Origin of the sequence: Bacillus sp. FSL K6-3149 (assembly GCF_038630515.1) — a bacterium.
GTDB classification, from domain to species: domain Bacteria; phylum Bacillota; class Bacilli; order Bacillales; family Bacillaceae; genus Bacillus; species Bacillus pumilus.
In genome coordinates this window covers 1,146,505-1,166,575 of the sequence record NZ_CP152034.1, presented here as the reverse complement: position 1 = coordinate 1,166,575, position 20,071 = coordinate 1,146,505, and the positions used below count along the sequence as shown (strand labels likewise).

Genomic DNA, 20,071 nt, shown 5'->3' with positions numbered 1-20,071 from the left:
CTTTTGTCTCTTAAAAAGTACAAGATCAAACGCTGATCTCGTACTTTTGCTTCAGTCAATCGGACAACGACAAGAGGAGGATCTTTATGTTCAAATGGTTTAAACCCGCTCCGCATATCGACAGGCTCGATGATGCCAAGACAGATGAGACGTATAAGCGGCTGCGGCTGCAAGTCTTTTTAGGCATCTTTATCGGGTATGCGGGCTACTATTTGCTACGAAAAAATTTCGCTTTTGCTATTCCTTATCTACAGGAAGAAGGGTTCACGAAAAGTGAATTAGGCTTTGTACTCGCAGCTGTCTCTATCGCCTATGGCTTTAGTAAATTCATCATGGGGATGATCTCAGACCGCTGTAACCCAAGATACTTTTTAGCCACCGGACTCTTTCTATCAGCCCTTATCAATATCCTATTTGTCTCATTTCCATGGGTGACGTCAAGTGTATGGATCATGTTCTTATTCATGTTTTTAAACGGCTGGTTCCAGGGCATGGGATGGCCGCCATGCGGACGGACGATGGCGCATTGGTTTTCGGTTAGTGAACGTGGAACGAAAATGTCCATTTGGAACGTCGCTCACAATATTGGCGGGGGAATTCTTGCACCGCTCATCACCTTAGGGATCGTGCTGTTTGCGACGTGGAAAAGTATCTTTTTCTTCCCTGCCATCATTGCTATTATCGTCTCCTTCGTGATCATTCTTCTCGTCCGGGATACCCCGCAATCCGCTGGTCTTCCGCCAATTGAGGAATATCGCAATGACTATCCGGCACAGCAGTATGAAGATCAAGAAAAAGAATTAACAGTGAAAGAGATTTTATTTAAGTATGTACTCAACAATAAATTCCTTTGGTATATCGCCATTGCCAACGTCTTTGTGTACTTCGTCCGTTACGGTGTCGTGGACTGGGCGCCGACCTACTTAACAGAAGCAAAGGGCTTTTCACCAGAGCATTCGCGCTGGTCATATTTTCTTTATGAATATGCAGGCATTCCTGGCACATTATTGTGCGGCTGGATCAGTGACCGCTTCTTTAGAAGTCGCCGTGCACCAGCAGGCGTCCTCTTTATGGCTGGGGTGTTAATTGCGGTGCTTGTTTACTGGTTAAACCCTGCTGGCAATCCAATGGTCGATAACATCGCCCTCATCAGCATCGGCTTTTTAATTTACGGACCTGTCATGCTCATTGGACTTCAAGCCATTGACCTCGCTCCGAAAAAAGCGGCTGGCACTGCGGCTGGACTCACAGGCTTCTTCGGCTATATTGGCGGCTCTGCCTTCGCCAATGCGATGATGGGCGTCGTCGTGGATCATTACGACTGGACAGGAGGCTTCATTTTATTGGTTGGTTCTTGTGTGCTTGCGATTGTCTTCCTAGCGATGACATGGAATACAGGGAAGCGCGTAGAGCAAGCTTAATGAAAATCATATAAAAGATTCATATCCACCCAACATGCCCTTTACATCTATTTCTTATGATGAAGACAGTTACCGTTAAAGGAGGATAAAATATGAAGAAAAGTAGATTACTTGCTTTCGTGTTGCTCTCTTTTGCTTTACTGTCTATTGCGTGGGTGCCGGCCACCGTATCGGCACATGAACATCTTTTATCTCCAGATCGTATTCTAACCGTTGCACATCGCGGAGCATCAGGGTATGCACCAGAGCATACCCTGGCTTCTTACAAACTCGCCACAAAGATGAATGCGGATTACCTCGAACTCGACCTTCAAATGACAAAGGATGGACATCTCATCGTCATGCACGATGAAACCGTTGACCGCACCACAAACGGAACAGGCTGGGTCAAAGACCTCACACTTGCCGAAATCAAACAGCTTGATGCCGGTACTTGGTTTAATGAAGTCAATCCCGACAGACAAAATGCCAACTATATCGGACAGCGAGTCCTCACATTAGATGAAGTGCTGCGCTATTTCGGCAAACGAGAAAATTATTATATTGAAACAAAAAAACCAGACATCTATCCGCAAATGGAAGAAAAGCTATTAGCGACCCTAAAAAAACATCACCTCCTCGGGAAACACACAAGAAAAGGGCAGGTCATTATCCAATCCTTTAGTCAAGACAGCCTGCTAAAGCTACAGACATTAGCTCCACGCCTTCCAAAAGTACAGCTTTTAGACAGAACCCAAATGACGTCCATCACAGATGATCAGCTCGATTTCATCAAATCTTATGCAGTGGGTGTCGGACCGAATTTCAGAGCATTGACACTTGAAAACGTACAACAGGTCAGAAGCCACGGACTCCTCCTCCACCCATATACGGTCAACAATGAAGCCGACATGACCCGTTTACTGCAATACGGCGTCACCGGTCTTTTCACCAACTTTCCAGATGTCTTTAACCGTGTAAAAGCTTCACTCTAAACAAAAAAAGCCTTGCGGTCCATCCCGCAAGGCCTTTGATTATTTTACCGTTTGATCAGAAGAAGCTGTTTCGATCGGCTTCCGTTTCCCGATCCCAAAGACATAAAAGCTAAGCGCTACTACAATTAAGAACCCAATTGCCACAATCAGAGAAATACGCGTATCCTGATTAATGAGCATAAATACAAGCACCATTAGTAAGAAACCGATTGTAAGATAATTAGAAAACGGCGCTAGCGGCATTTTGAATGGATGCTGATCAAGCGCAGATCCTTTCGCCTTTCTAAAGCCGATATGACTAATCAAAATCACAAACCATGGCACCATACCAGGAAGTACACTCGCACTATACACATAGACGAAAATGTTTGGTGGCGCAACATAATTGAGGACAACTCCTACCGCTAGACCAATCAGCACAGCGAATGTCCCAAAATACGGCACACCATTCTTCGAAATTTTGGTGAAGAAAGCAGGCGCCTGCCCATTCACACCTAATGTATAAAGCATACGTCCCGCACTGAAAATCCCACTATTACAGCCGGACATCGCTGCTGTAATGACGACAAAGTTAATAATACCAGCGGCTGCTGTAATCCCAACTTTCGCAAACGTCGCCACAAATGGACTGCCAAGGGTATTCAGCTGATCCCAAGGATACACTGTCACAATGACAAAGATCGCACCGATATAGAAAATCAAAATACGCCAGATGATACTTTTGATGGCATTGGTCAGCGTCTTTTCTGGATTTTGTGCTTCACCTGCTGTAATCCCAATCAGCTCTACACCCTGATAGGCAGCAATGACGAGCGACAACGCAAACAAGAATCCGGTAAATCCACCTGTAAAGAACCCGCCGTGCGCCCACAGATTAGACAAGCCAATAGGCGTCCCGCCATTTCCAAATCCAAAGAAAATAATGCCTAGACCTGCAATGATCATTAAAATAATCGTCACAATCTTGATCATTGCAAACCAAAATTCGAACTCACCGAACGATTTAACCGAAATCAAGTTGGCCGCTCCCAAAATAATCATCGCAATTAATCCTGGAATCCACGCTGGAAGGTCTGGAAACCAATATTTCATATAAGCGCCTACGGCAATAATTTCCGACATCCCAACAATGACCCACTGGAACCAGTTACTCCAAGCTGTCATATACCCCGCAAGCGGATGAATATATTGATGACCAAATGTAGCAAATGAACCTGTACTCGGTTCAACGTACAACATTTCTCCCATCGCACGCATAATAAAAAAGATAAAGATACCACATACTGCGTACGCGAGAAGAACCGATGGACCTGTCCATTGAATGGCCTTGGCTGACCCCATAAATAAGCCAACACCGATCGTGCCGCCAAGTGCGATCATTTGAATATGGCGGGCACTTAACCCTCTCTTTAATTCCTTTTGAGCCACTTTTCTTCCCCCTCATCAACAAACAACATAAAAAATAAAAATCAGAATGTTCATTCTGATTGAGAAACATCAATCTTTCGATGTATATTATCATAATAAATCTACCCTTAAAAAACAATTGTTTTTTTGAGAGAAACACTATTATCAAAATATTCCGACATAAAGAGATGCTCAAATTGTTTTATATTGATATATTGAATCAAGGGATGAAAGTCATTTCAAAGCTGATGACGTAATAAAAACTGACCGCCTCTTATATCAACCTCAAAGGATCGCAGTCCATTTTTATGCACCATTTTGTCCTTCTCTCGATGACAAGAAAAGTCATTCCGGAAAGCACCGGATCTTTTCTTTACATAACAAGTAAACCCATCATTTTCCGGTATCGTCACTTTAACATTTGCTCCAGTTGATGTAGATTTAAGTGAATTTAGCATGTTTGTAGAATGAATCTGCATCCTTCTACCTGTTACATGCAGATCAACGTCAGAAAAGGCACCCAACAACTCAACTTTTGACGATGTTGCGTGCAGTAATAATCTTTTTGCGGTCAGTTGCCGACTAGAAATAAGCCCACCTACTGTCTCTAAATGGAGATGCTTGATTTCACCTGATAGCATTGCTTTTCCAGACGTTAAATGACAAGAGGCATTTTCCACCTTCAATCTCTCTGCCTGAAGATTTGCTCCTTTACAACGAATGGAAATGGACTGTAATTGTTGTTTAGGGAGAAAAATAGCGACATCAGTTTTATAAAGTTGAAGCCCAAAGCTGAGTATTTTTTTTCTTCTATCTTGAATGAACAGTCGTCCATCTTTTACCTGATGATGCATCAAATAACGCTTTGGAAACACTTGATTGGTCGTTTGACGAATGATGAGATAAGGATGATCATGGTGTTGAATACACACCTCTCCGAGCAGCCAATCCAATGATAATTCTACGACCGATTCTTCAATTTGAATCGTATGCTCCATATGTCTCCCTCCTTGTATACTCGCTTATCTCGCTTGAAACCGGGTCATGCGGCCCCATAACTCCAAGATCACAATGAGGACCGCTATCATCATGACTCCTGACAAAATGACATTCATTTGATCATTTCCATAAACAGCGATTAATACGTTTCCTAAAACAGCACATAGAACAATCGCAGTCAGTATGGTCATGAAAGTAGACCTTTTCATTACCCCCACTCTCATCGCAATCATGCCAATACCATTGATACAGCAAGTAAACACTAGGTACGTTTTGATCACAGTGAGCATCACATCCGCTGTCAGCGCATCTTGAACAATAGGGAAGAATGTTTCAGTGACACTAAACACAACAAATGACGGAATGATACTACACAGCATGACAATTGTAGAAAAGCAAAGCATCCAAACCATTCTCGAAAGGAGGGATGACTTCATACTTAATGAATGAGATTCATGTTCTTTCAATGCAGTCACTATTACTCGACAATACATCATGGCTGTGACGATCGAAAAAAAGATCATCCATACTATACTGGTCAACAAATAAATATTCGGATATTGCTGAAAACCTATTTCCTGTTCAACCTGTGCAACAAACGCGACAAAATAAATAAACACCAGCAGTACAATACTGATAATCATACTAGCTTGAATATAATGTTTCATATGACTTTTTCTTAGCTCAAGTTTTACGAAGTGAAGCATAAGGGATCCTCCTATGAAATGAATTTTGCTTTTGACTCTTTTCTGGCCATTTAGGTTCCAGGCTGATCATATCCACCAATCCCAGCATAATGCGCTGTGACCTTTTGAATAAATAGATCACTCACCACATCCACTCCGAGACCTTTCATCATCTGTTGTAAAAACAGTAAACGCTGACTAGTTTCCTGCTCATCACGAGCAAATAACGTTGGGTTCAGCCATATATTCACGAGAAGCATAAACACTTCTGCCACTTCACCAGGAAATGCAGTTGTCATCGAACCATCATCAATTCCTTCAAGAATCAGCTGTTTGATTTTAAGCGCATCCTGATTGACTCCTGCCTTCATCCCTTCAACCACAAATTGCGGGTTTTTGATCTGGTCAACCAAGATCCCATCAATCGAATGAGATTTTGGATCTGCCACTAGCTGCTCTAAAATACGCTGCAGCTTCTCTTTTGCATGCGCTGCTTCTGTATGCTTAATCAGATCTTCAAGCTTCTCAGTCGCATGACGAAATTGCCTCTCCATCACGGCACGTAATATTTCTTCCTTCGATTTGAAATGATGATAAATAGCCCCTTTAGACATGTTCAATTCATGAATAATATCCTGCAAACTCGTCTTTTCGAATCCTTTTTCCTGAAACAGCTTCGTCGACACATCTAAAATTTGCTGGATTGTCTTTTCTGGATATTTATTTCTGGCCAAATAAAACGCCTCCTTTTACATACCGACCGTTGGTATGTATTTTAATCTACTTCATGATAAACTGTCAATATAGGTTCTTTATATAAAAAAAGACCGCTCACACGGTCTCTTTTTTTAACTTGGGTCACTAGATGATGCCGGGATGGTATATTACTAACGATGACTCTCGTTGTTAGATAGAAACTCTCTAAAATCAGCTGCAATTTCCTTTGATTTCGTATGATGCAAATAATGGCCGCCTTTGAAAGTAACTACTTTTCCGTGATCTATATTTTTCAGTAGATCTTCATGCATTGGTTTCCAGCTTGGTGTTTCTTTCTCCGTTTGATCCGCTAGATAGAAAACAACGGGGAGATTCTTAGGGAAATGTAATCGTTGAGCATTTTTAAAATTGTTTCTAAAGTTATCTGCCTCACTAGCTTGGCTTTCATCCATGAAATTTCGGAAGGTCAGCATTTTAATTTGAGCTTTCGTTTGATCATCTACTTTAGGCATCACCAATTGATCTGGATTCATTTTCACTATCAATCTGTAAAAGCCGGATTGATGAAGCAGCTGTAAGCTGGAGACTGGCAATTCATCTGCATCCTCCTGCTTAGGAAAACTACTATCAATTCCAACAAAAGCTTGGACTTCTTTCTCATATTGATTCACATATTCTAATCCATAAATGCCAGAGATCGAATGACCCATCAACGTATATTTATTAATGTGGAGCTTTTGCAAACATTCATGAATCTCATCCACAATGTTTTGACTTGTCCGTACTTTATCTGTATCGTCACTTAAACCATATCCAAATGGTTCAATCACTACGACTCTATAATAAGGTGATAATTCATCTACTAGCGGCTTAAAATCTAGCACTGGCGAAGCAGTTCCATAGCCTGGCAGAAGTACAATCGTTTCTTTCCCATCGCCTTGAATGAGCACATTCATTTGCTTCCCATCCACCATGACCTTTTGACCATAAGCTTCTATTTTCCCCTTCTCCCGTTCATTACTAATGAGGTTTACAAAATAAACAGTAGCTAGAAAAACAACCACGACCGTGATAATGGTGACTATGGAGATCAGCATGATTCTCAATATTTTTTTCATTGGTTTTCTCTTCCCTTCATGATGAAGAACTCTAGCTTACATCCATCGATGAAAATTAATATTTTCTTTCACAATAGATGATGCCGATTGTATTTGCGCAAACACTTGATACATACATAAAAGTAATCGCTATATAAAACCACTCTGTTGGAGATGAGAATTGATGGACCAAAGATTGAACGACAGCAACCAATATATATGCTAAAGCCACACCTATAATGGAAAAACTTCCTGCTTTCGCTAAAATAAATTGACCTCGTTCATCATGTTTATATTCACGGTTTTTCTTAAATTGAAAGACCGTGCTTAAAATAGAAAGGATAATCAAAGAATAAAGAATGATCGTCGTTATCATTGTTGTTCCTCCTTGTCGACCTCTTGAAATACGTCATACAAATCAACTTCAAATGTCCTAGCAATTTGAAAGGCTAATTTTAAAGACAAAGAATATTTACCATTTTCAATCGCTGCCACAGTTTGACGAGTCACACCTAACTTCTCTGCCAAATCCTTTTGTGTCCAGTCTCTTTCTGCCCGTAATACCTTAATTCTATTTTTAATTTCCATTTCAAATTCCTTTCTTAAAGGATGATTTATTTAACAATATGTTAAAAATAATTAACATTATGTTAATTAACAATAACCTCTTTTCTTCTGTATGTCAATTTCACCGGATGCAAAAAAAAAGAATCATCCATTTTGAAAGGCCTACCTCAAAATGAATGATTCTCTATAAATGATGTGATCATCTGATTTAAAACACTTTCCTCTGGTAAATCGCAGTAGAAAGCCCCCAAGACAGCAAGTAGATGAGCATAATCAGCACAGTTGACCCCGTATATACAATCGGGATCGATAAATTCATGATAAAATCAGTGATCCCACTGAATTGCTCTGCTAAATAGAGAAAAACAGGCGGTCCCATAGTAGATAATAGGATAAAGCCAATGAGCACTACCGTTGTGATATAACCAGGCTTTAAGATATAAAATAATGGAAACGTACACGCCGCAAACAATAAAAACAACCCGCTGCCAAGAGCAATATCCGTTATCGAAAACAGCTTCCCAAAACTAAAGAAAGCAGCACTTGTCAGCCCGATCGCAATGACCATATAAAAAACGGCACCAAGATAACGGGCTGCAATAATTTCATTCCGTGTATAAGGCAAAGAATTTAAGAGAATATTCGTTTCTGCCATTTCATCATAAGCATATGTGTTAAATGGAATGAAGACACTAGCGACTAGAAACGTTAATACTGGATGGACATCCATGAAAATAAAAAACAAGATAAACGGAATAAAAATAAGTAACTGCTTCTTTTGCAAAATCACATCACGCTTAATTAAATGAAACATGCGCAACCCCGCCTTTCAAATAAAACATGATATCCTCAAGCGACGCCGGTTCAATCACAACAGCATCCCCAAAAATAAGTTTCACCTCATCAATCCGATCTGTTAATGCTTCAAATCCGGCTGCCGTACGCTGCATATGGATAAACGCCTTTTCTGTGTCTCGATCCAACAAATCCAGGCTCCCCTTCACAAGCGCATAATTCTCCGCTACCTCATGAATCGACTGTTGAAAGACCAATCTTCCATTTTGTATAAACGCTATATAATCCGCGATGCGATCTAAATCAGTCGTCATATGCGTCGAGAAAAAAATCGTTCGATTTCCATCAATCAGCAATTCTTGTAACGTGCCGAGCAGCTCTCTTCTAAAGACCGGATCCAACCCAGCAGTTGGTTCATCCATGATAATCAGCTCTGCATGATGCGACAGCGCAATCGCAAGTGACGCCTTCATTTGCATCCCTTTTGAAAATGTTTTGATCGCTTTATTCAGCGGTAGACCAAACTGTTCAATATATTGATAAAAAAGCTGGTCATCCCAGCGTTTATAGGCAGGTGCCACAATTCGTTTAATGTCTTTTAAATTCAATCCTGGGAAAAAAACGTTAGCATCGTAAACAAAGCCGATTCGTTCCTTAATCTCTTTTTCATGGGTGCGATAATCTAAACCGAAAATTTTAACCTCACCCGAATCTGGTTTTAACAAATTCATAATCATTTTAATCGTCGTCGACTTACCAGCGCCATTTTCTCCAATAAACCCAGTAACAAAGCCTTTTTTGACCTGTAAATCAAGATTCTGAACAGAAAAGTCCTTGAATCGTTTTGATACTCCTTTAAATTCAATCACATGCTCCACTCATCTCACTCCTCATACAAGAACTTTAATAACTGCTGCAATTCATCAAAAGATAAGCCTAATTCCTTGCCGTTTGTGACAACCGCTCCAAGCTGTTCCTCAATCACCTTCAATTTTTTCTCTCTCATGACCTCTAGGTTTTGCTCCGCAACAAATGATCCCTTACCGACAATCGAATAAATAAATCCTGCCTTCTCTAACTCTTCATATGCTCGCTTTGTTGTAATGACGCTGATTTGTAAATCCTTCGCCAGCTTTCGAATAGACGGCAGCGCCGCGCCTTCCGCCAACTCACTCGTTAAAATCATCGATTTGATTTGATTCGTAATTTGCTCATAGATGGGCTCCTTAGAGTGGTTTGAAATCGTAATTTGCATATAAAAACCTCTTTTTTTCTGTACTGGTGTTTGGAATGAAATATTGTATATACACTATATATACATTATATACACACTAGGAGAATAATCAACCATTTTTTGATTGCAATTCAACTAAAAAAACCGCACAGCTCTTCAGCTATGCGGCCTTCCCCCAAAACATTTATCTCCAATACACCCATTTTCCCATCATCCACTCCACCGGACCTCTTCTCCATTTTTTCAAATAGAGATAGCTGATGAACAGCTGTGCTGTATAAAGTCCGACAGCCAGCAGCAGTCCAAACATTGACCCCATCTGTCCAAATAGACCAAGTCCATAAGAATAGAAAATCGTTGTACAAATGATAGACTGCGCCAAATAATTTGATAGGGACAAACGGCCAAGCCCTGCAAGCAAACGTTTGAGGCCTTCGGCTGCCTTCGAATAGTAAAAAACAATAAACGCTTGAATATACCCGATCGCCAGCACATATCCACCGAGAACCATAACGAATTCACTCCAAGGCGCATCAATGAACGTCGCACATTTTAGTGCAAGGCCGACGACAATGACCCAGACCCAGCCTTTGCGATAAGCCATCCCTCGATCTTCTTCCGTGAGATGTCCTCGTTTACCAATCACCATACCTAGCAATGCAAACGGCCCCACTGTCATCGTACCGAAAAGAAACCCTAGTATCGGCATAAGCGTAATGCTCACGATCGCCAAAATAATGGTCACAATCATCATATCGTCTTCAACCGTAATCCGGCTGAGCAAAATATCAGCATAATCACCCTTCGCATACACATCGGTTAATAATTCATCAGTCCCATGAACAAGTTTCATCATGTATGGCGAAACGACTAATGACAATGCACCTAACACACCCGACCAAATCAGCATTGTTTTGATCCGGCTGCTCATAAACATCATCAAGAAAAGCATACAAGCTCCATAATAAAGAAGAATGTCACCATTCCAAATAAAGATGTAATGCAGCATTCCAAGCACAATCAGACCAAAACCACGGCGGACGACAATGGCATTCGTATTTAGTCCCTTAGCTTTCGTAGATTCAATCAGCTTGATAAAAGAATACCCAAACAAAAAGGAGAAAATCGGATAAAACGACCCCTGGAACAAAATTTCCGTTACATAAACGCCAAATTCCTGCCCCCAAAAGCTCGAATCAAACATTTTCTCAAAATCATAATCATATTGAAAATTAAGCATATTCACGATCAAAATACCTAATAAACTAAAACCACGTAAACTATCAATCAACTCAACCCTAGATCCCTTCAACACGACAGCTCCTTCGGACAAGATAAATACAACCATACAATATAATAACTCATATATGTAAAAAAAGTTATATAATCCTCAAAAGTTATAAACTACCTAAAGTTATCCTTAACATTAATTATTCACTGGAGATAAGTTAGACTAGTGAAATAAACATACTCTTAAAAGTTAACTTAATTTATACATCATTTAACCAATATACTTCCCTTTCACAAAACAAAGACTTATTTACTATATGGAGATGTGATTCAATAAAAAACCAAAAAAATATAGTTCATTATCTTCAATTTAATGTAAAATATGAAAAAATATGAAAATATTGTTGTATTTAGTCTTATTTTGATTTAATATTTAATACATAAATTAGCAGGAGGTGAAAAGAATGGTAGCTTTCTTAAGACTTGTTGCTCAGCTTGGTACTAAAGCAGCTAAATGGGCTTGGGACAACAAATCAACTGTTATCAACTGGATCAAGAACGGTGCAACGTTCCAATGGATCAGTGATAAAATTGACAGCATCATCAACGGCTAATTCTGAGATTATCTTTTAAAGTAGTTTGGTGGAGGTGAAATAATGATAGGTTTTTTACAACTTGTTGCTGAACTTACTGGTAAAAAAGCTCTTTGGGCTTGGGCTAATAAAGGAATGGTAATTGAATGGATGAATCAAGGTTTTTCTTTCAAATGGATTGAAAGACAAATTGCCCTAGCAATAGCAGGAAAATTAAAATGAATTTGTGCTTCTAATCGAATTTGGGGGGTGAAATAATGGTAGCTTTCTTAAGACTTGTTGCTCAGCTTGGTACTAAAGCTGCTAAATGGGCTTGGGACAACAAATCAACTGTTATCAACTGGATCAAGAACGGTGCAACGTTCCAATGGATCAGTGATAAAATTGACAGCATCATCAACGGCTAATTCTGAGATTATCTTTCAAAGTAGTTTGGTGGAGGTGAAAAGAATGGCAACTTTCTTACAACTTGTTTCTAAACTTACAGCTAAACAGGCGATTTGGGCTTGGGCTAACAAAAAAAAGGTACTTGAATGGATAGGACAAGGCTTTTCTTTTAAATGGATTTCAAACCAAATTATCCGAGCTTTAGCAGGCTAAACGAATTCAGGAGGTGAAATAAATAATGGTAGCTTTCTTAAGACTTGTTGCTCAACTTGGTACTAAAGCTGCTAAATGGGCTTGGGCTAACAAATCAACTGTTATCAACTGGATCAAGAACGGTGCAACGTTCCAATGGATCAGCGATAAAATTGACAGCATCATCAATGGCTAGTTGTTCGTTAGCCCAATAGGGATAGTGTAAACACTCTATCCCTATTGTTTTATTATAGCCAAAAATCAAACATTTAAAACCTAAAAATCATAATTTTTGTGATTATTTTTTTATAGTGATGTCTTGTGTTTTCATCTTTTCAATTTCTTTGACCCTTTTTTTGTGGAGCATTCTACGACCGCGGTTCCACTCTTCAATTAAAAGAGCTAATCCAACTAGCGCGATAATAAGAAAACCTATGTTATTACTTACTTTATTTTCGAAATAAAACCATGACATTCCAGCGATAAAGACGATCGGGATTAAAGCTCCCCAAATAAGGTTGTTTCTTGTTGAAAGGAAATACTGAACTGCAAAAACGACAACTACTAAAATAAAATACATTAATTCATTCATTTAATCTCCATCCCTTTCTGCTTTATATTTTTCAATAATGTTTTTGGCAACTTCTAAACTAATTTTTTCCTCAATCGCGAGTTTCTTTACATATTTAACTAGAGTTTCTTGCTCTAGAGTTTCATTTAATCTAATCAATTGAATGATTCTGTCTAATCGGGTTCTAACTGTTGGATAAGAAACATCATAATCTTTTGCCATTTGTTTTAATGAACCTGAACTAAGTATAAATTTTCTTATAAATTCTCTGTCCTCAGAATCTACAGATAAAATCCATGTTGGAATATCTTGCTCCATATATCAGCCACCCCGCTTTTTTATTATTATAACACAGAAAGAATAAATGTAACCAAAAAATGAATAAAAAAATGAATAATGTTTATTTTTTCTAAACTTTTTTAAAATTTATGTGGAAAAACCTATCCAAAATATGTTATTGTAAGTTTAGGTTATTTAACCAATAAATTGTATTTTGTGGAGGTTAAGCATGAAACGTACTTTAGAAAAGACTTTTACTATTATAGGTGTTATTTTATTCACAGCCTTACTTTTTGGGAGCTTTATGTTTTATGAAGGAACAAAAAATAACAATGATACTAACAAACTAATCCAAGACTTTATCGATGAAGAAAACGTACAAGATATCACACCGGAACAAGTAATTAACATCCTTGCCAATGGTTCTTTATATATGATCGCAATAACGATATTGAGCATACTAGCAGGAATTTTTTCATTAATATTATTAAAAAACAGAGCACGCTCTGCCGGTATTCTATTAATAACTACCTCTATTTTAGGCTCCTTATTAACAATCTTTTTAGGCATACTTGGCGGCATTGCGTATCTAATTGCTGGAATTACTATAATTGTGAAAGATAAAAAAGCAAGAAACGGGACAGATCAGTCATTCTAAAAGAGGTGAAACTATGTTTGCAATTGGTTTGAATGAATTCAAAGCACTGTTTAAAAGTATACGCTCTATCCTAATTATTATTGTCCTAATTGGAATTACAACCGGTACGGCAAAAATCCTTAGCCAATTTAGTGACCAATTAAAATCTTTAGGTCTAGGTGATAATGCATATGTGGGTGGATTAATGGTATTACTTTTCATTGCTGCCCCACTATTTGTCACCAGTCTAGCCCATAATGTAATCAATAAAGAGGTATACTCTCGTACTGTTCGATTTTTAGTGACGAAAACATCTAGAAATAACATATTATTAGGAAAGTTTTTAGGTAATCTTCTTTTTTGGATTGTATGTTTAACTATTTCCTTAATATTAATTATCCCGTTTTCAAACACTTTTTATTTTCTAGAATTAATACAATGTATTGTGTTTATTTCTTACTTCTTAGGGTTAACTCTATTACTATCCACTATCATTTCAAACCCTTCTATTACAATGTTTCTAGGTATTACATTGTCGATTATTTTACCTGTTATCGGTATGATTAGCATTGGATCAAATAATATTATCATTAAAATGATTAGTTATATCACACCCTATTATTATTTCACTCAAGAGCAGACTGCTTTTACATATATAGTCATCCTTTTCCCAATTTTATTTTTAATCGTAAGTTTAATGCTTTTTAGAAAGAGGGATTTATAGTGTATGCACTCAAAACGACCAATCTAACAAAGAGATATGGAAATAAAATTGTTGTTGATAAAATGAACTTATCAATCGATAAAGGCACAATATTTGGTTTTCTAGGGAAGAACGGTGCCGGCAAATCAACATTTATAAATATGATTACAGGTATAATTGAACCAACTGAAGGACTTTATGAAGTATTGGGCTATAAAAAGAATCAACAAAAATCAATCTGGGGTAAAATAGGGGTTCTCCCTGACTATTCTACATTCTATGAAAACATGACCGCACTAGATCATTTGAAATACTTTAGTCAAATATTGAAATTAGATTTAAAACAAGAAGATTTAATTGAACTTCTAGATAAAGTTGAGTTAAAAGATGCAGCTAAGTTAAAGACTAAAAATTTTTCATTTGGAATGAAAAAAAAACTAGGGATCGCCCAAGCATTATTAAATAAACCTGATTTAATTTTTTTAGATGAACCGACTTCAGGGGTTGATGCAAATTCAGTATTAAATATCCATTCTATTATTAAAGAAATCGCCACAAACGGTACTACCGTATTTCTAACCTCACACAATTTAGATGAAGTTGAGAAATTATGTGATGAAGTTGCTATTATGAACAAAGGTGTCATTCAAATTAAAGGAAGTATGAAAGAGTTAAGAACAGCATACAAAAAGAATATGACCGTTTATATAAAGCATAGTGTTGCTTCAATTGCACAGATTGAGTCATTAACAGTAGACCTTAAGAGTATTTCTATAAAAAGTGAAATCAGTGAACTATCATCCCAAATAACCATTGAAGATGAATCATCTATACCATTAATCAACAAGCTTTTTATTTCTAAAAACATTGATGTATTTAGAATAGAAGTCGATGAGCCATCATTAGAAGAAATATTTCTTAATATTGGAGATAATAATTAAGAATCCTATAAAAAGTAGATTTAGTATCCAAGTGGTACTAAATCTACAAAGGATAAGGAGGATTATATTTGTATCAATTGAAGGAGCCCTCAAAAAAAATTTCTAAAGATGCGATTAAGGTTTGGCGGATAGTTGACTTTATAAATTTTATTATATCAATTAGCGTTTTAGCTGTCCTTTTAGTTCTACACAACTATTATAGTTGGTCAGAATGGATTGTTTGGCTTATTTATAGCCTCATGGGTATTTTAATTATATCAGCCATTGTAGAACTCATGTTAGTCCCTATTTACAAACAAAAAACTTGGCGTTATGAAATAGATATAAATATGATTCAATTAAAGCATGGAGGAATTTTCAGAAGGAAACACCTAATAATTCCTATGAATAAAGTATATTTTGTAGATACTTATCAGGGTCCCTTATTAAAAAAATATGAATTATCTTCTATTAAGATTGGTACGATTGGCTATGTACATGAAATACCTTGCATTCCAGAAAAAGAAGCTTCAGATATTCGTGATTATATAGCGCATATTACTGATAATCAAACCAAAAAGAATGAGATTAGAAAGGAAAGCTCTCTATAAATGGAAACTAATAGTCGCCTAAAAAGATTACATCCATTATGGATGCTATTTGAATTATTAAAATCGATTAAAGGTTTCATCTTCTTCTGTATTTTTTTATCAGTATTATTCGGTTTTTCTTCCATATCAATATTCTCTAAATTAGGTTTTTTAATTATTGTTATTTTTGTAATTTACAAGGTCATTACTATATTATTAGAGTGGAAACATTTTGGTTATGACCTAAGCGAAGAGGAGTTATATTTAGAAAAGGGTAGGTTCATTACTGTAAAAAGACATTTTCCAATTAACAGTATTCAAGGTGTGAATCAAACATCTACTTTTTTCCATCGTTTTTTTGACCTTACCTCTTTGTTAATTGATGTAGGATCAAGCAATAATGACCACGTAGTAAAATTACATATGATTACAACTTCAGAAGCTTTGAGCATAAAAAAGCACCTTACGGAAAAAGGCAGTATCAATGCTAATGTAGAAAGTGAATTTGAAGAACCTATACAACAAAGTGCTCAGAAACTTCATTATGAAATCCAAATGAAGGAGATATTTATTGCTTCCCTTACATCTTTAAGATTACTTTTCTTTCTACTTCTTCTCTATTCTGCTTACTCAGAAATCAATCAATTTTTGTCTTTAGAAAAGTATATAGATAGTTTGATTTCATTTGTAAAATCCTCTCCAATGACAATTATTCTGAGTGTTTTTTTACTTATTATGTTGTCTATTCTATATGGAATTTTAAAGACATACTTGCAATATGGAGGATTTAAATTATCTTCGGACAAAACTAGACTGTACATCGAAAAAGGTAAATTGAATATTACTGACTTCTCTATCCCAAAAGAAAAGATTGAAGCGTTATACTTCACTAGCAGTTTTATACAAAAATTACTTTCTATTGTGAAAGTAAAAATCATCAGTTCGACTGAAGTTAATGACGAAAATGTAAAATCACCAAATATATTATTTCCTTTTATAAATAAAAATTTGGCAAATAAATTAATTTCAGATATCTTTCCTAGCATTAGACTAGAGACCAATATGAAGAGAATACCATTGTATTCTATCATACCTAAATTATTTAGATCAGTCATATTTTGGTGTTTAACGCCAGCTCTTCTTTTATTTTTCAGAAATGACTTATGGTATATTTCAATATTCATAAGTGTTGTATTTTTACTCATTCAATTGTTTAGCAGTTTGTACAGCTCCTACAGTTGTAATGATCATTATTTGCAAATAAAAAAAGGCGGCCTTACAGATAGACTTCTCATAACACACAAATATAATATAGAAAGATTAATAATCTCAGAGACACTTATCCAAAGGAAATTAGGGTTGGCTTCAATTAAAATAGTTAACAGAGCAAAACCAACAAAAACAACTATCATGCATGATTTACCAAAAGAAATAGCCGAAAATTATTATGATTGGTATTCAAAAGGAATAGCAGAACAAACTTCTATCAACATACCTAATGATCATTCATTGGATCTATTTACTGTTCAGAAACCAACATAATTTAAATCTAATTCAGGCACTGACTTAAGTTGAAACTTTGATTACGTAAAAAAGGGCTAAACATTTTAGCCCTTACCTTTTTCTTCCTTCCATAGCACACGCTTCACATAAAACAAAATCCCCAATCCAAACAAAATCAATGGCAACTCCCAGTCGGCAGAAATTGGCAGCCATTTCAGCATCATGAGAATTAGCAAAACAGCTCCAACACCTGCATAAAAGACCACACTTTTTTTCAATTTTTGATTTGATTGAAACAAAAAACCACCTCTTTTTTAAAACTCTATTATACAATTTTTAGCATATTCAATCGATATAAACAATCCTTTCATCAATCCATATCACAGCACGCCCACGCATCCACCTCTACCTTTAAAGCTGGGGATGCCAAAGCCACTACATAAATCATCGTCATACAAGGCAAATGATCCCCTAAAAACTGACCCATGATTCGTTTTCTACTCTCGGCATCAAATTCGCCTACTAAATAAAACACAAGCTTCGTTATATCTTCTACTTTCATATCTGCCGCTTCTACATTTCGTTTTACATTCTCTAACGCTAGTTCGAGCTGTTCCAATGGGCTCTCTGGAATTGTTCCATCCACCTCCATCCCTACTTGACCTGATAGGGTTAACCACCGCTGTGGTCCTGTTGTTTCTATTTGATGAGTATATGGTGCAACTGGCGGGTGAATGGTCTCAGGATTACGTGATGTTCTCATTGATAAAAACCCCTTTTCTGAAAATACAGTAAATTTTTATCATCATATCAAACTTTCAACGGTATTCAGATTTTTATGCTCATAGTAAACCTGAAGAAACAATCGCAACCGCCTGCTATAATTCTTGTTTTCTAAAAAGAAACCATCCGATGAGAAAAAAGAAACCAATCAATACCGATACACCTAGAAAACTTGTAAGTGCCTGATCCGAATAAGTCCCTCTATGAATCATCTCCTCGGCCGCACTTGTCACGCCTTTAGGCGCAAACTTCCCTAATGTATCCTCATAAAATGAAGGAACGGTAAATAGAATAAGGTTGATCAAAAGCGATACACCGCCAGCTGTGACGGAACGCGTAAAGAATGCCGAAGCACAAATGGTCGACACGACAATCAGCAATAAATTGGGATAATAAAGAAGTGTTCCTTTTACGACATTGACCCAATCCAGATGCCCAAATTGGATGTCCACATAATAAACGGAAGCAAGCACTGCCACTACCAAACTAAACAAAGTTAAACAAGCATAGGCACATATTTTTGAGACATAATAACTCATTCGACTGATCGGTTTCACCATAATCATCGCCGTCACCCCAGAGGCACGCTCTCCAGCAATCGTCCCCATCACGATCATAATGAGAATAAAAACGCCAAGCGAATCAAATTTACTCAATGCACTGGCTAAAGCCTCACCAGCGCTAGGCTCTGGTATATAAAATGTGGATCCTTCAGGTAGATTCGCTGATTTCGACAAAAGATCCGGCAGCATTTTGAGCGTAATAGGCTGTGTAATCATTAAAATCGTAAAAATGATCGGTACAAATAAGATTTTATAACTAGTGAATAACTCCCTAAATTCCTTTTTCAACATCATCATGCCGTCACAACCTTCATGAAAATATCTTCAAGCGTCAGCTTAGATAGTCGATATTGGAGAAGAACACCGCCAGTTTCAGTGATGAGCCCCGGCAGCTCCTTCAATGCTGTTTGCTGATCTTTGACTCGCACCTGATAAGCGTTTCCTATCTCCATGCATTCCTCCACCCAATCCCGTTCTTTTAACAAAGCCACTAGTTTCGTATTCTGTTGTTCTAATTGAAATTCAATCACTGGCTGAATATAGTCTTCTTTGATTTGTTTCATCGAAGAGGACATCTCAATTTCGCCGCTGTTGATCATGATAATATGATCCGCCACACGTTCAATATCATCTAAAATATGGGTCGACATAAAGATCAGCATCTCTTGTTTCAGACGCTCAATCAAAGTCAGGACATCTTTCCTTCCCATTGGATCAAGTGCAGACACAGGCTCATCTAGAATAAGAACCTTCGGGCTGTTGATGAGCGCTTGTGCAATGGCGAGCCTTTGCTTCATCCCTCCGCTATAGCTGCCAATGGCACGATCCTTCGCCTCATATATGCGGCAAAGCTTCAACAGCTCCTCTGTTTTGGAGCGAATGATGTTTTTCTCTAATTGAAATAACCCGCCAACCCAATGCATCCACTCCTGCCCCGTCATATCCTGATAAAATGCAGGCTGTTGCGGACAATAGCCAATCACATGACTAATGTCATCCATGTCCTTTGTCACATCCATACCCGCCACCTTCACAACTCCAGACGTAGGACGAGCAAGCCCCGTCAAAATCCGAATCGTCGTTGTCTTCCCCGCTCCATTGGCTCCTAAAAAGCCGACACATCCAACCTCCCCAACAGAAAACGAAACATTTTTTAAAACTTCATTCGGGCCATACGATTTCGTCAGCCCATGACACTCCAGCATATTCAACCGAATTCCCCC

General features: G+C 37.6%; 29 protein-coding genes. 12 read left to right on the top strand and 17 right to left on the bottom strand.

Annotated features, from left to right (window positions below; all coding sequences use genetic code 11):
- The first annotated feature begins 86 nt into the window (after positions 1–86).
- Together glpT and MHB83_RS06145 are read left to right on the top strand one after the other, a co-directional pair.
- The gene (glpT, locus tag MHB83_RS06150) at positions 87–1,421 is read left to right on the top strand and encodes a glycerol-3-phosphate transporter (RefSeq protein WP_050943401.1); all 1,335 of its coding nucleotides are present in this window, start codon (positions 87–89) and stop codon (positions 1,419–1,421) included.
- A 92-nt stretch (positions 1,422–1,513) separates the two neighbouring features.
- Positions 1,514–2,395: a glycerophosphodiester phosphodiesterase gene (locus MHB83_RS06145; protein WP_106032883.1), complete on the top strand. Its 882-nt coding sequence runs from the start codon at positions 1,514–1,516 to the stop codon at positions 2,393–2,395.
- Positions 2,396–2,434: 39 nt separating this feature from the next.
- Here the strand turns inward: MHB83_RS06145 and MHB83_RS06140 are convergent, their stop codons facing one another.
- From MHB83_RS06140 to MHB83_RS06090, 11 genes are all read right to left on the bottom strand, one after another.
- Positions 2,435–3,823 (bottom strand): amino acid permease, encoded by a 1,389-nt coding sequence (locus tag MHB83_RS06140; protein ID WP_050943405.1) that lies wholly within the window; start codon positions 3,821–3,823, stop codon positions 2,435–2,437.
- Positions 3,824–4,041: 218 nt separating this feature from the next.
- On the bottom strand, positions 4,042–4,800 hold the full coding sequence (locus MHB83_RS06135; RefSeq protein ID WP_253621907.1) for a DUF4097 family beta strand repeat-containing protein: 759 nt from the start codon (positions 4,798–4,800) through the stop codon (positions 4,042–4,044).
- Positions 4,801–4,824: 24 nt separating this feature from the next.
- The gene (locus MHB83_RS06130) at positions 4,825–5,508 is read right to left on the bottom strand and encodes a bacitracin ABC transporter permease (RefSeq protein ID WP_342496721.1); all 684 of its coding nucleotides are present in this window, start codon (positions 5,506–5,508) and stop codon (positions 4,825–4,827) included.
- Between the two features lie 50 nt (positions 5,509–5,558).
- A complete protein-coding gene (locus MHB83_RS06125) occupies positions 5,559–6,191 on the bottom strand; it encodes a TetR/AcrR family transcriptional regulator (RefSeq protein ID WP_340866657.1) in 633 nt (210 codons plus the stop codon).
- A gap of 183 nt (positions 6,192–6,374) precedes the next feature.
- Positions 6,375–7,322, bottom strand: a complete 948-nt coding sequence (locus MHB83_RS06120; protein ID WP_342496720.1) for an alpha/beta hydrolase — start codon at positions 7,320–7,322, stop codon at positions 6,375–6,377.
- Positions 7,323–7,377: 55 nt separating this feature from the next.
- Positions 7,378–7,677: a hypothetical protein gene (locus tag MHB83_RS06115; protein WP_253621910.1), complete on the bottom strand. Its 300-nt coding sequence runs from the start codon at positions 7,675–7,677 to the stop codon at positions 7,378–7,380.
- Complete coding sequence (locus MHB83_RS06110; protein ID WP_012008754.1) at positions 7,674–7,889, bottom strand: helix-turn-helix transcriptional regulator; 216 nt, start codon at positions 7,887–7,889, stop codon at positions 7,674–7,676. The genes MHB83_RS06115 and MHB83_RS06110 overlap by 4 nt, the downstream gene beginning before the upstream one ends.
- Before the next feature lie 187 nt (positions 7,890–8,076).
- Entirely contained in the window at positions 8,077–8,682 is a 606-nt protein-coding gene (locus MHB83_RS06105; RefSeq protein ID WP_050943417.1) for an ABC-2 transporter permease, read from the bottom strand.
- Positions 8,666–9,541, bottom strand: coding sequence for an ABC transporter ATP-binding protein (locus tag MHB83_RS06100; protein WP_310027002.1), 876 nt, complete (start codon positions 9,539–9,541; stop codon positions 8,666–8,668). The genes MHB83_RS06105 and MHB83_RS06100 overlap by 17 nt, the downstream gene beginning before the upstream one ends.
- 5 nt (positions 9,542–9,546) lie before the next feature.
- On the bottom strand, positions 9,547–9,918 hold the full coding sequence (locus MHB83_RS06095; RefSeq protein ID WP_137055149.1) for a GntR family transcriptional regulator: 372 nt from the start codon (positions 9,916–9,918) through the stop codon (positions 9,547–9,549).
- A gap of 163 nt (positions 9,919–10,081) precedes the next feature.
- Complete coding sequence (locus MHB83_RS06090) at positions 10,082–11,209, bottom strand: DUF418 domain-containing protein (RefSeq protein WP_065097724.1); 1,128 nt, start codon at positions 11,207–11,209, stop codon at positions 10,082–10,084.
- A 382-nt stretch (positions 11,210–11,591) separates the two neighbouring features.
- Here MHB83_RS06090 and MHB83_RS06085 point away from each other — a divergent pair, with 382 nt between their 5' ends.
- Genes MHB83_RS06085 through MHB83_RS06065 form a run of 5 tightly spaced genes read left to right on the top strand, consistent with a single transcriptional unit; the run spans position 11,592 to position 12,495 of the window.
- Positions 11,592–11,741 carry an aureocin A53 family class IId bacteriocin gene (locus MHB83_RS06085; RefSeq protein WP_035390638.1) on the top strand — a complete coding sequence of 50 codons (150 nt, stop codon included), beginning with the start codon at positions 11,592–11,594 and terminating at the stop codon, positions 11,739–11,741.
- Between the two features lie 42 nt (positions 11,742–11,783).
- A complete protein-coding gene (locus tag MHB83_RS06080; protein WP_253621912.1) occupies positions 11,784–11,942 on the top strand; it encodes an aureocin A53 family class IId bacteriocin in 159 nt (52 codons plus the stop codon).
- 35 nt (positions 11,943–11,977) lie between these two features.
- A complete protein-coding gene (locus tag MHB83_RS06075) occupies positions 11,978–12,127 on the top strand; it encodes an aureocin A53 family class IId bacteriocin (RefSeq protein ID WP_035390638.1) in 150 nt (49 codons plus the stop codon).
- Positions 12,128–12,170: 43 nt separating this feature from the next.
- Positions 12,171–12,320: an aureocin A53 family class IId bacteriocin gene (locus MHB83_RS06070; RefSeq protein ID WP_253621913.1), complete on the top strand. Its 150-nt coding sequence runs from the start codon at positions 12,171–12,173 to the stop codon at positions 12,318–12,320.
- A gap of 25 nt (positions 12,321–12,345) precedes the next feature.
- Positions 12,346–12,495, top strand: a complete 150-nt coding sequence (locus tag MHB83_RS06065) for an aureocin A53 family class IId bacteriocin (protein WP_017358895.1) — start codon at positions 12,346–12,348, stop codon at positions 12,493–12,495.
- Between the two features lie 102 nt (positions 12,496–12,597).
- Here the strand turns inward: MHB83_RS06065 and MHB83_RS06060 are convergent, their stop codons facing one another.
- Together MHB83_RS06060 and MHB83_RS06055 are read right to left on the bottom strand one after the other, a co-directional pair.
- A complete protein-coding gene (locus tag MHB83_RS06060; RefSeq protein ID WP_106071705.1) occupies positions 12,598–12,891 on the bottom strand; it encodes a hypothetical protein in 294 nt (97 codons plus the stop codon).
- Positions 12,892–13,188 carry a DUF2089 family protein gene (locus MHB83_RS06055; RefSeq protein ID WP_253621914.1) on the bottom strand — a complete coding sequence of 99 codons (297 nt, stop codon included), beginning with the start codon at positions 13,186–13,188 and terminating at the stop codon, positions 12,892–12,894.
- Between the two features lie 190 nt (positions 13,189–13,378).
- Between MHB83_RS06055 and MHB83_RS06050 the strand changes: the two genes are divergently transcribed.
- The 5 genes from MHB83_RS06050 to MHB83_RS06030 all read left to right on the top strand — a co-directional run bounded on the left by MHB83_RS06050 (position 13,379) and on the right by MHB83_RS06030 (position 17,541).
- On the top strand, positions 13,379–13,807 hold the full coding sequence (locus tag MHB83_RS06050) for a DUF4064 domain-containing protein (protein ID WP_253621915.1): 429 nt from the start codon (positions 13,379–13,381) through the stop codon (positions 13,805–13,807).
- 13 nt (positions 13,808–13,820) lie between these two features.
- Entirely contained in the window at positions 13,821–14,510 is a 690-nt protein-coding gene (locus MHB83_RS06045; RefSeq protein ID WP_050826862.1) for an ABC transporter permease subunit, read from the top strand.
- Entirely contained in the window at positions 14,510–15,430 is a 921-nt protein-coding gene (locus MHB83_RS06040) for an ABC transporter ATP-binding protein (protein ID WP_106071703.1), read from the top strand. Before MHB83_RS06045 ends, MHB83_RS06040 begins: the two co-directional genes overlap by 1 nt.
- A 68-nt stretch (positions 15,431–15,498) precedes the next feature.
- Positions 15,499–16,020, top strand: coding sequence for a PH domain-containing protein (locus tag MHB83_RS06035; RefSeq protein ID WP_106071702.1), 522 nt, complete (start codon positions 15,499–15,501; stop codon positions 16,018–16,020).
- The gene (locus MHB83_RS06030) at positions 16,021–17,541 is read left to right on the top strand and encodes a PH domain-containing protein (RefSeq protein WP_253621916.1); all 1,521 of its coding nucleotides are present in this window, start codon (positions 16,021–16,023) and stop codon (positions 17,539–17,541) included. It begins immediately after the preceding gene.
- A 65-nt stretch (positions 17,542–17,606) separates the two neighbouring features.
- On the opposite strand, the gene MHB83_RS06025 is transcribed toward MHB83_RS06030, so the two are convergent.
- The 4 genes from MHB83_RS06025 to MHB83_RS06010 form a co-directional block, all read right to left on the bottom strand.
- On the bottom strand, positions 17,607–17,801 hold the full coding sequence (locus MHB83_RS06025) for a hypothetical protein (protein WP_253621917.1): 195 nt from the start codon (positions 17,799–17,801) through the stop codon (positions 17,607–17,609).
- Positions 17,802–17,872: 71 nt separating this feature from the next.
- A complete protein-coding gene (locus MHB83_RS06020; RefSeq protein ID WP_342496719.1) occupies positions 17,873–18,265 on the bottom strand; it encodes a RidA family protein in 393 nt (130 codons plus the stop codon).
- 115 nt (positions 18,266–18,380) lie between these two features.
- Positions 18,381–19,145: an ABC transporter permease subunit gene (locus MHB83_RS06015; RefSeq protein WP_342496718.1), complete on the bottom strand. Its 765-nt coding sequence runs from the start codon at positions 19,143–19,145 to the stop codon at positions 18,381–18,383.
- Positions 19,142–20,059: an ABC transporter ATP-binding protein gene (locus MHB83_RS06010; protein ID WP_335365068.1), complete on the bottom strand. Its 918-nt coding sequence runs from the start codon at positions 20,057–20,059 to the stop codon at positions 19,142–19,144. Before MHB83_RS06010 ends, MHB83_RS06015 begins: the two co-directional genes overlap by 4 nt.
- Positions 20,060–20,071: the final 12 nt, after the last annotated feature.

What these genes read in the sequence shown, in the direction of transcription:
- MHB83_RS06135 (WP_253621907.1), bottom strand. Translation starts at nt 4,800, where the DNA reads ATGGAGCATACGATTCAAATTGAAGAATCGGTCGTAGAATTATCATTG.
- MHB83_RS06085 (WP_035390638.1), top strand. Translation starts at nt 11,592, where the DNA reads ATGGTAGCTTTCTTAAGACTTGTTGCTCAGCTTGGTACTAAAGCAGCT.
- MHB83_RS06110 (WP_012008754.1), bottom strand. Translation starts at nt 7,889, where the DNA reads ATGGAAATTAAAAATAGAATTAAGGTATTACGGGCAGAAAGAGACTGG.
- MHB83_RS06120 (WP_342496720.1), bottom strand. Translation starts at nt 7,322, where the DNA reads ATGAAAAAAATATTGAGAATCATGCTGATCTCCATAGTCACCATTATC.
- MHB83_RS06080 (WP_253621912.1), top strand. Translation starts at nt 11,784, where the DNA reads ATGATAGGTTTTTTACAACTTGTTGCTGAACTTACTGGTAAAAAAGCT.
- MHB83_RS06070 (WP_253621913.1), top strand. Translation starts at nt 12,171, where the DNA reads ATGGCAACTTTCTTACAACTTGTTTCTAAACTTACAGCTAAACAGGCG.
- MHB83_RS06115 (WP_253621910.1), bottom strand. Translation starts at nt 7,677, where the DNA reads ATGATAACGACGATCATTCTTTATTCTTTGATTATCCTTTCTATTTTA.
- MHB83_RS06020 (WP_342496719.1), bottom strand. Translation starts at nt 18,265, where the DNA reads ATGAGAACATCACGTAATCCTGAGACCATTCACCCGCCAGTTGCACCA.
- MHB83_RS06030 (WP_253621916.1), top strand. Translation starts at nt 16,021, where the DNA reads ATGGAAACTAATAGTCGCCTAAAAAGATTACATCCATTATGGATGCTA.
- MHB83_RS06015 (WP_342496718.1), bottom strand. Translation starts at nt 19,145, where the DNA reads ATGATGATGTTGAAAAAGGAATTTAGGGAGTTATTCACTAGTTATAAA.
- MHB83_RS06065 (WP_017358895.1), top strand. Translation starts at nt 12,346, where the DNA reads ATGGTAGCTTTCTTAAGACTTGTTGCTCAACTTGGTACTAAAGCTGCT.
- MHB83_RS06050 (WP_253621915.1), top strand. Translation starts at nt 13,379, where the DNA reads ATGAAACGTACTTTAGAAAAGACTTTTACTATTATAGGTGTTATTTTA.
- MHB83_RS06045 (WP_050826862.1), top strand. Translation starts at nt 13,821, where the DNA reads ATGTTTGCAATTGGTTTGAATGAATTCAAAGCACTGTTTAAAAGTATA.
- MHB83_RS06075 (WP_035390638.1), top strand. Translation starts at nt 11,978, where the DNA reads ATGGTAGCTTTCTTAAGACTTGTTGCTCAGCTTGGTACTAAAGCTGCT.
- MHB83_RS06105 (WP_050943417.1), bottom strand. Translation starts at nt 8,682, where the DNA reads ATGTTTCATTTAATTAAGCGTGATGTGATTTTGCAAAAGAAGCAGTTA.
- MHB83_RS06130 (WP_342496721.1), bottom strand. Translation starts at nt 5,508, where the DNA reads ATGCTTCACTTCGTAAAACTTGAGCTAAGAAAAAGTCATATGAAACAT.
- MHB83_RS06095 (WP_137055149.1), bottom strand. Translation starts at nt 9,918, where the DNA reads ATGCAAATTACGATTTCAAACCACTCTAAGGAGCCCATCTATGAGCAA.
- glpT (WP_050943401.1), top strand. Translation starts at nt 87, where the DNA reads ATGTTCAAATGGTTTAAACCCGCTCCGCATATCGACAGGCTCGATGAT.
- MHB83_RS06145 (WP_106032883.1), top strand. Translation starts at nt 1,514, where the DNA reads ATGAAGAAAAGTAGATTACTTGCTTTCGTGTTGCTCTCTTTTGCTTTA.
- MHB83_RS06060 (WP_106071705.1), bottom strand. Translation starts at nt 12,891, where the DNA reads ATGAATGAATTAATGTATTTTATTTTAGTAGTTGTCGTTTTTGCAGTT.
- MHB83_RS06055 (WP_253621914.1), bottom strand. Translation starts at nt 13,188, where the DNA reads ATGGAGCAAGATATTCCAACATGGATTTTATCTGTAGATTCTGAGGAC.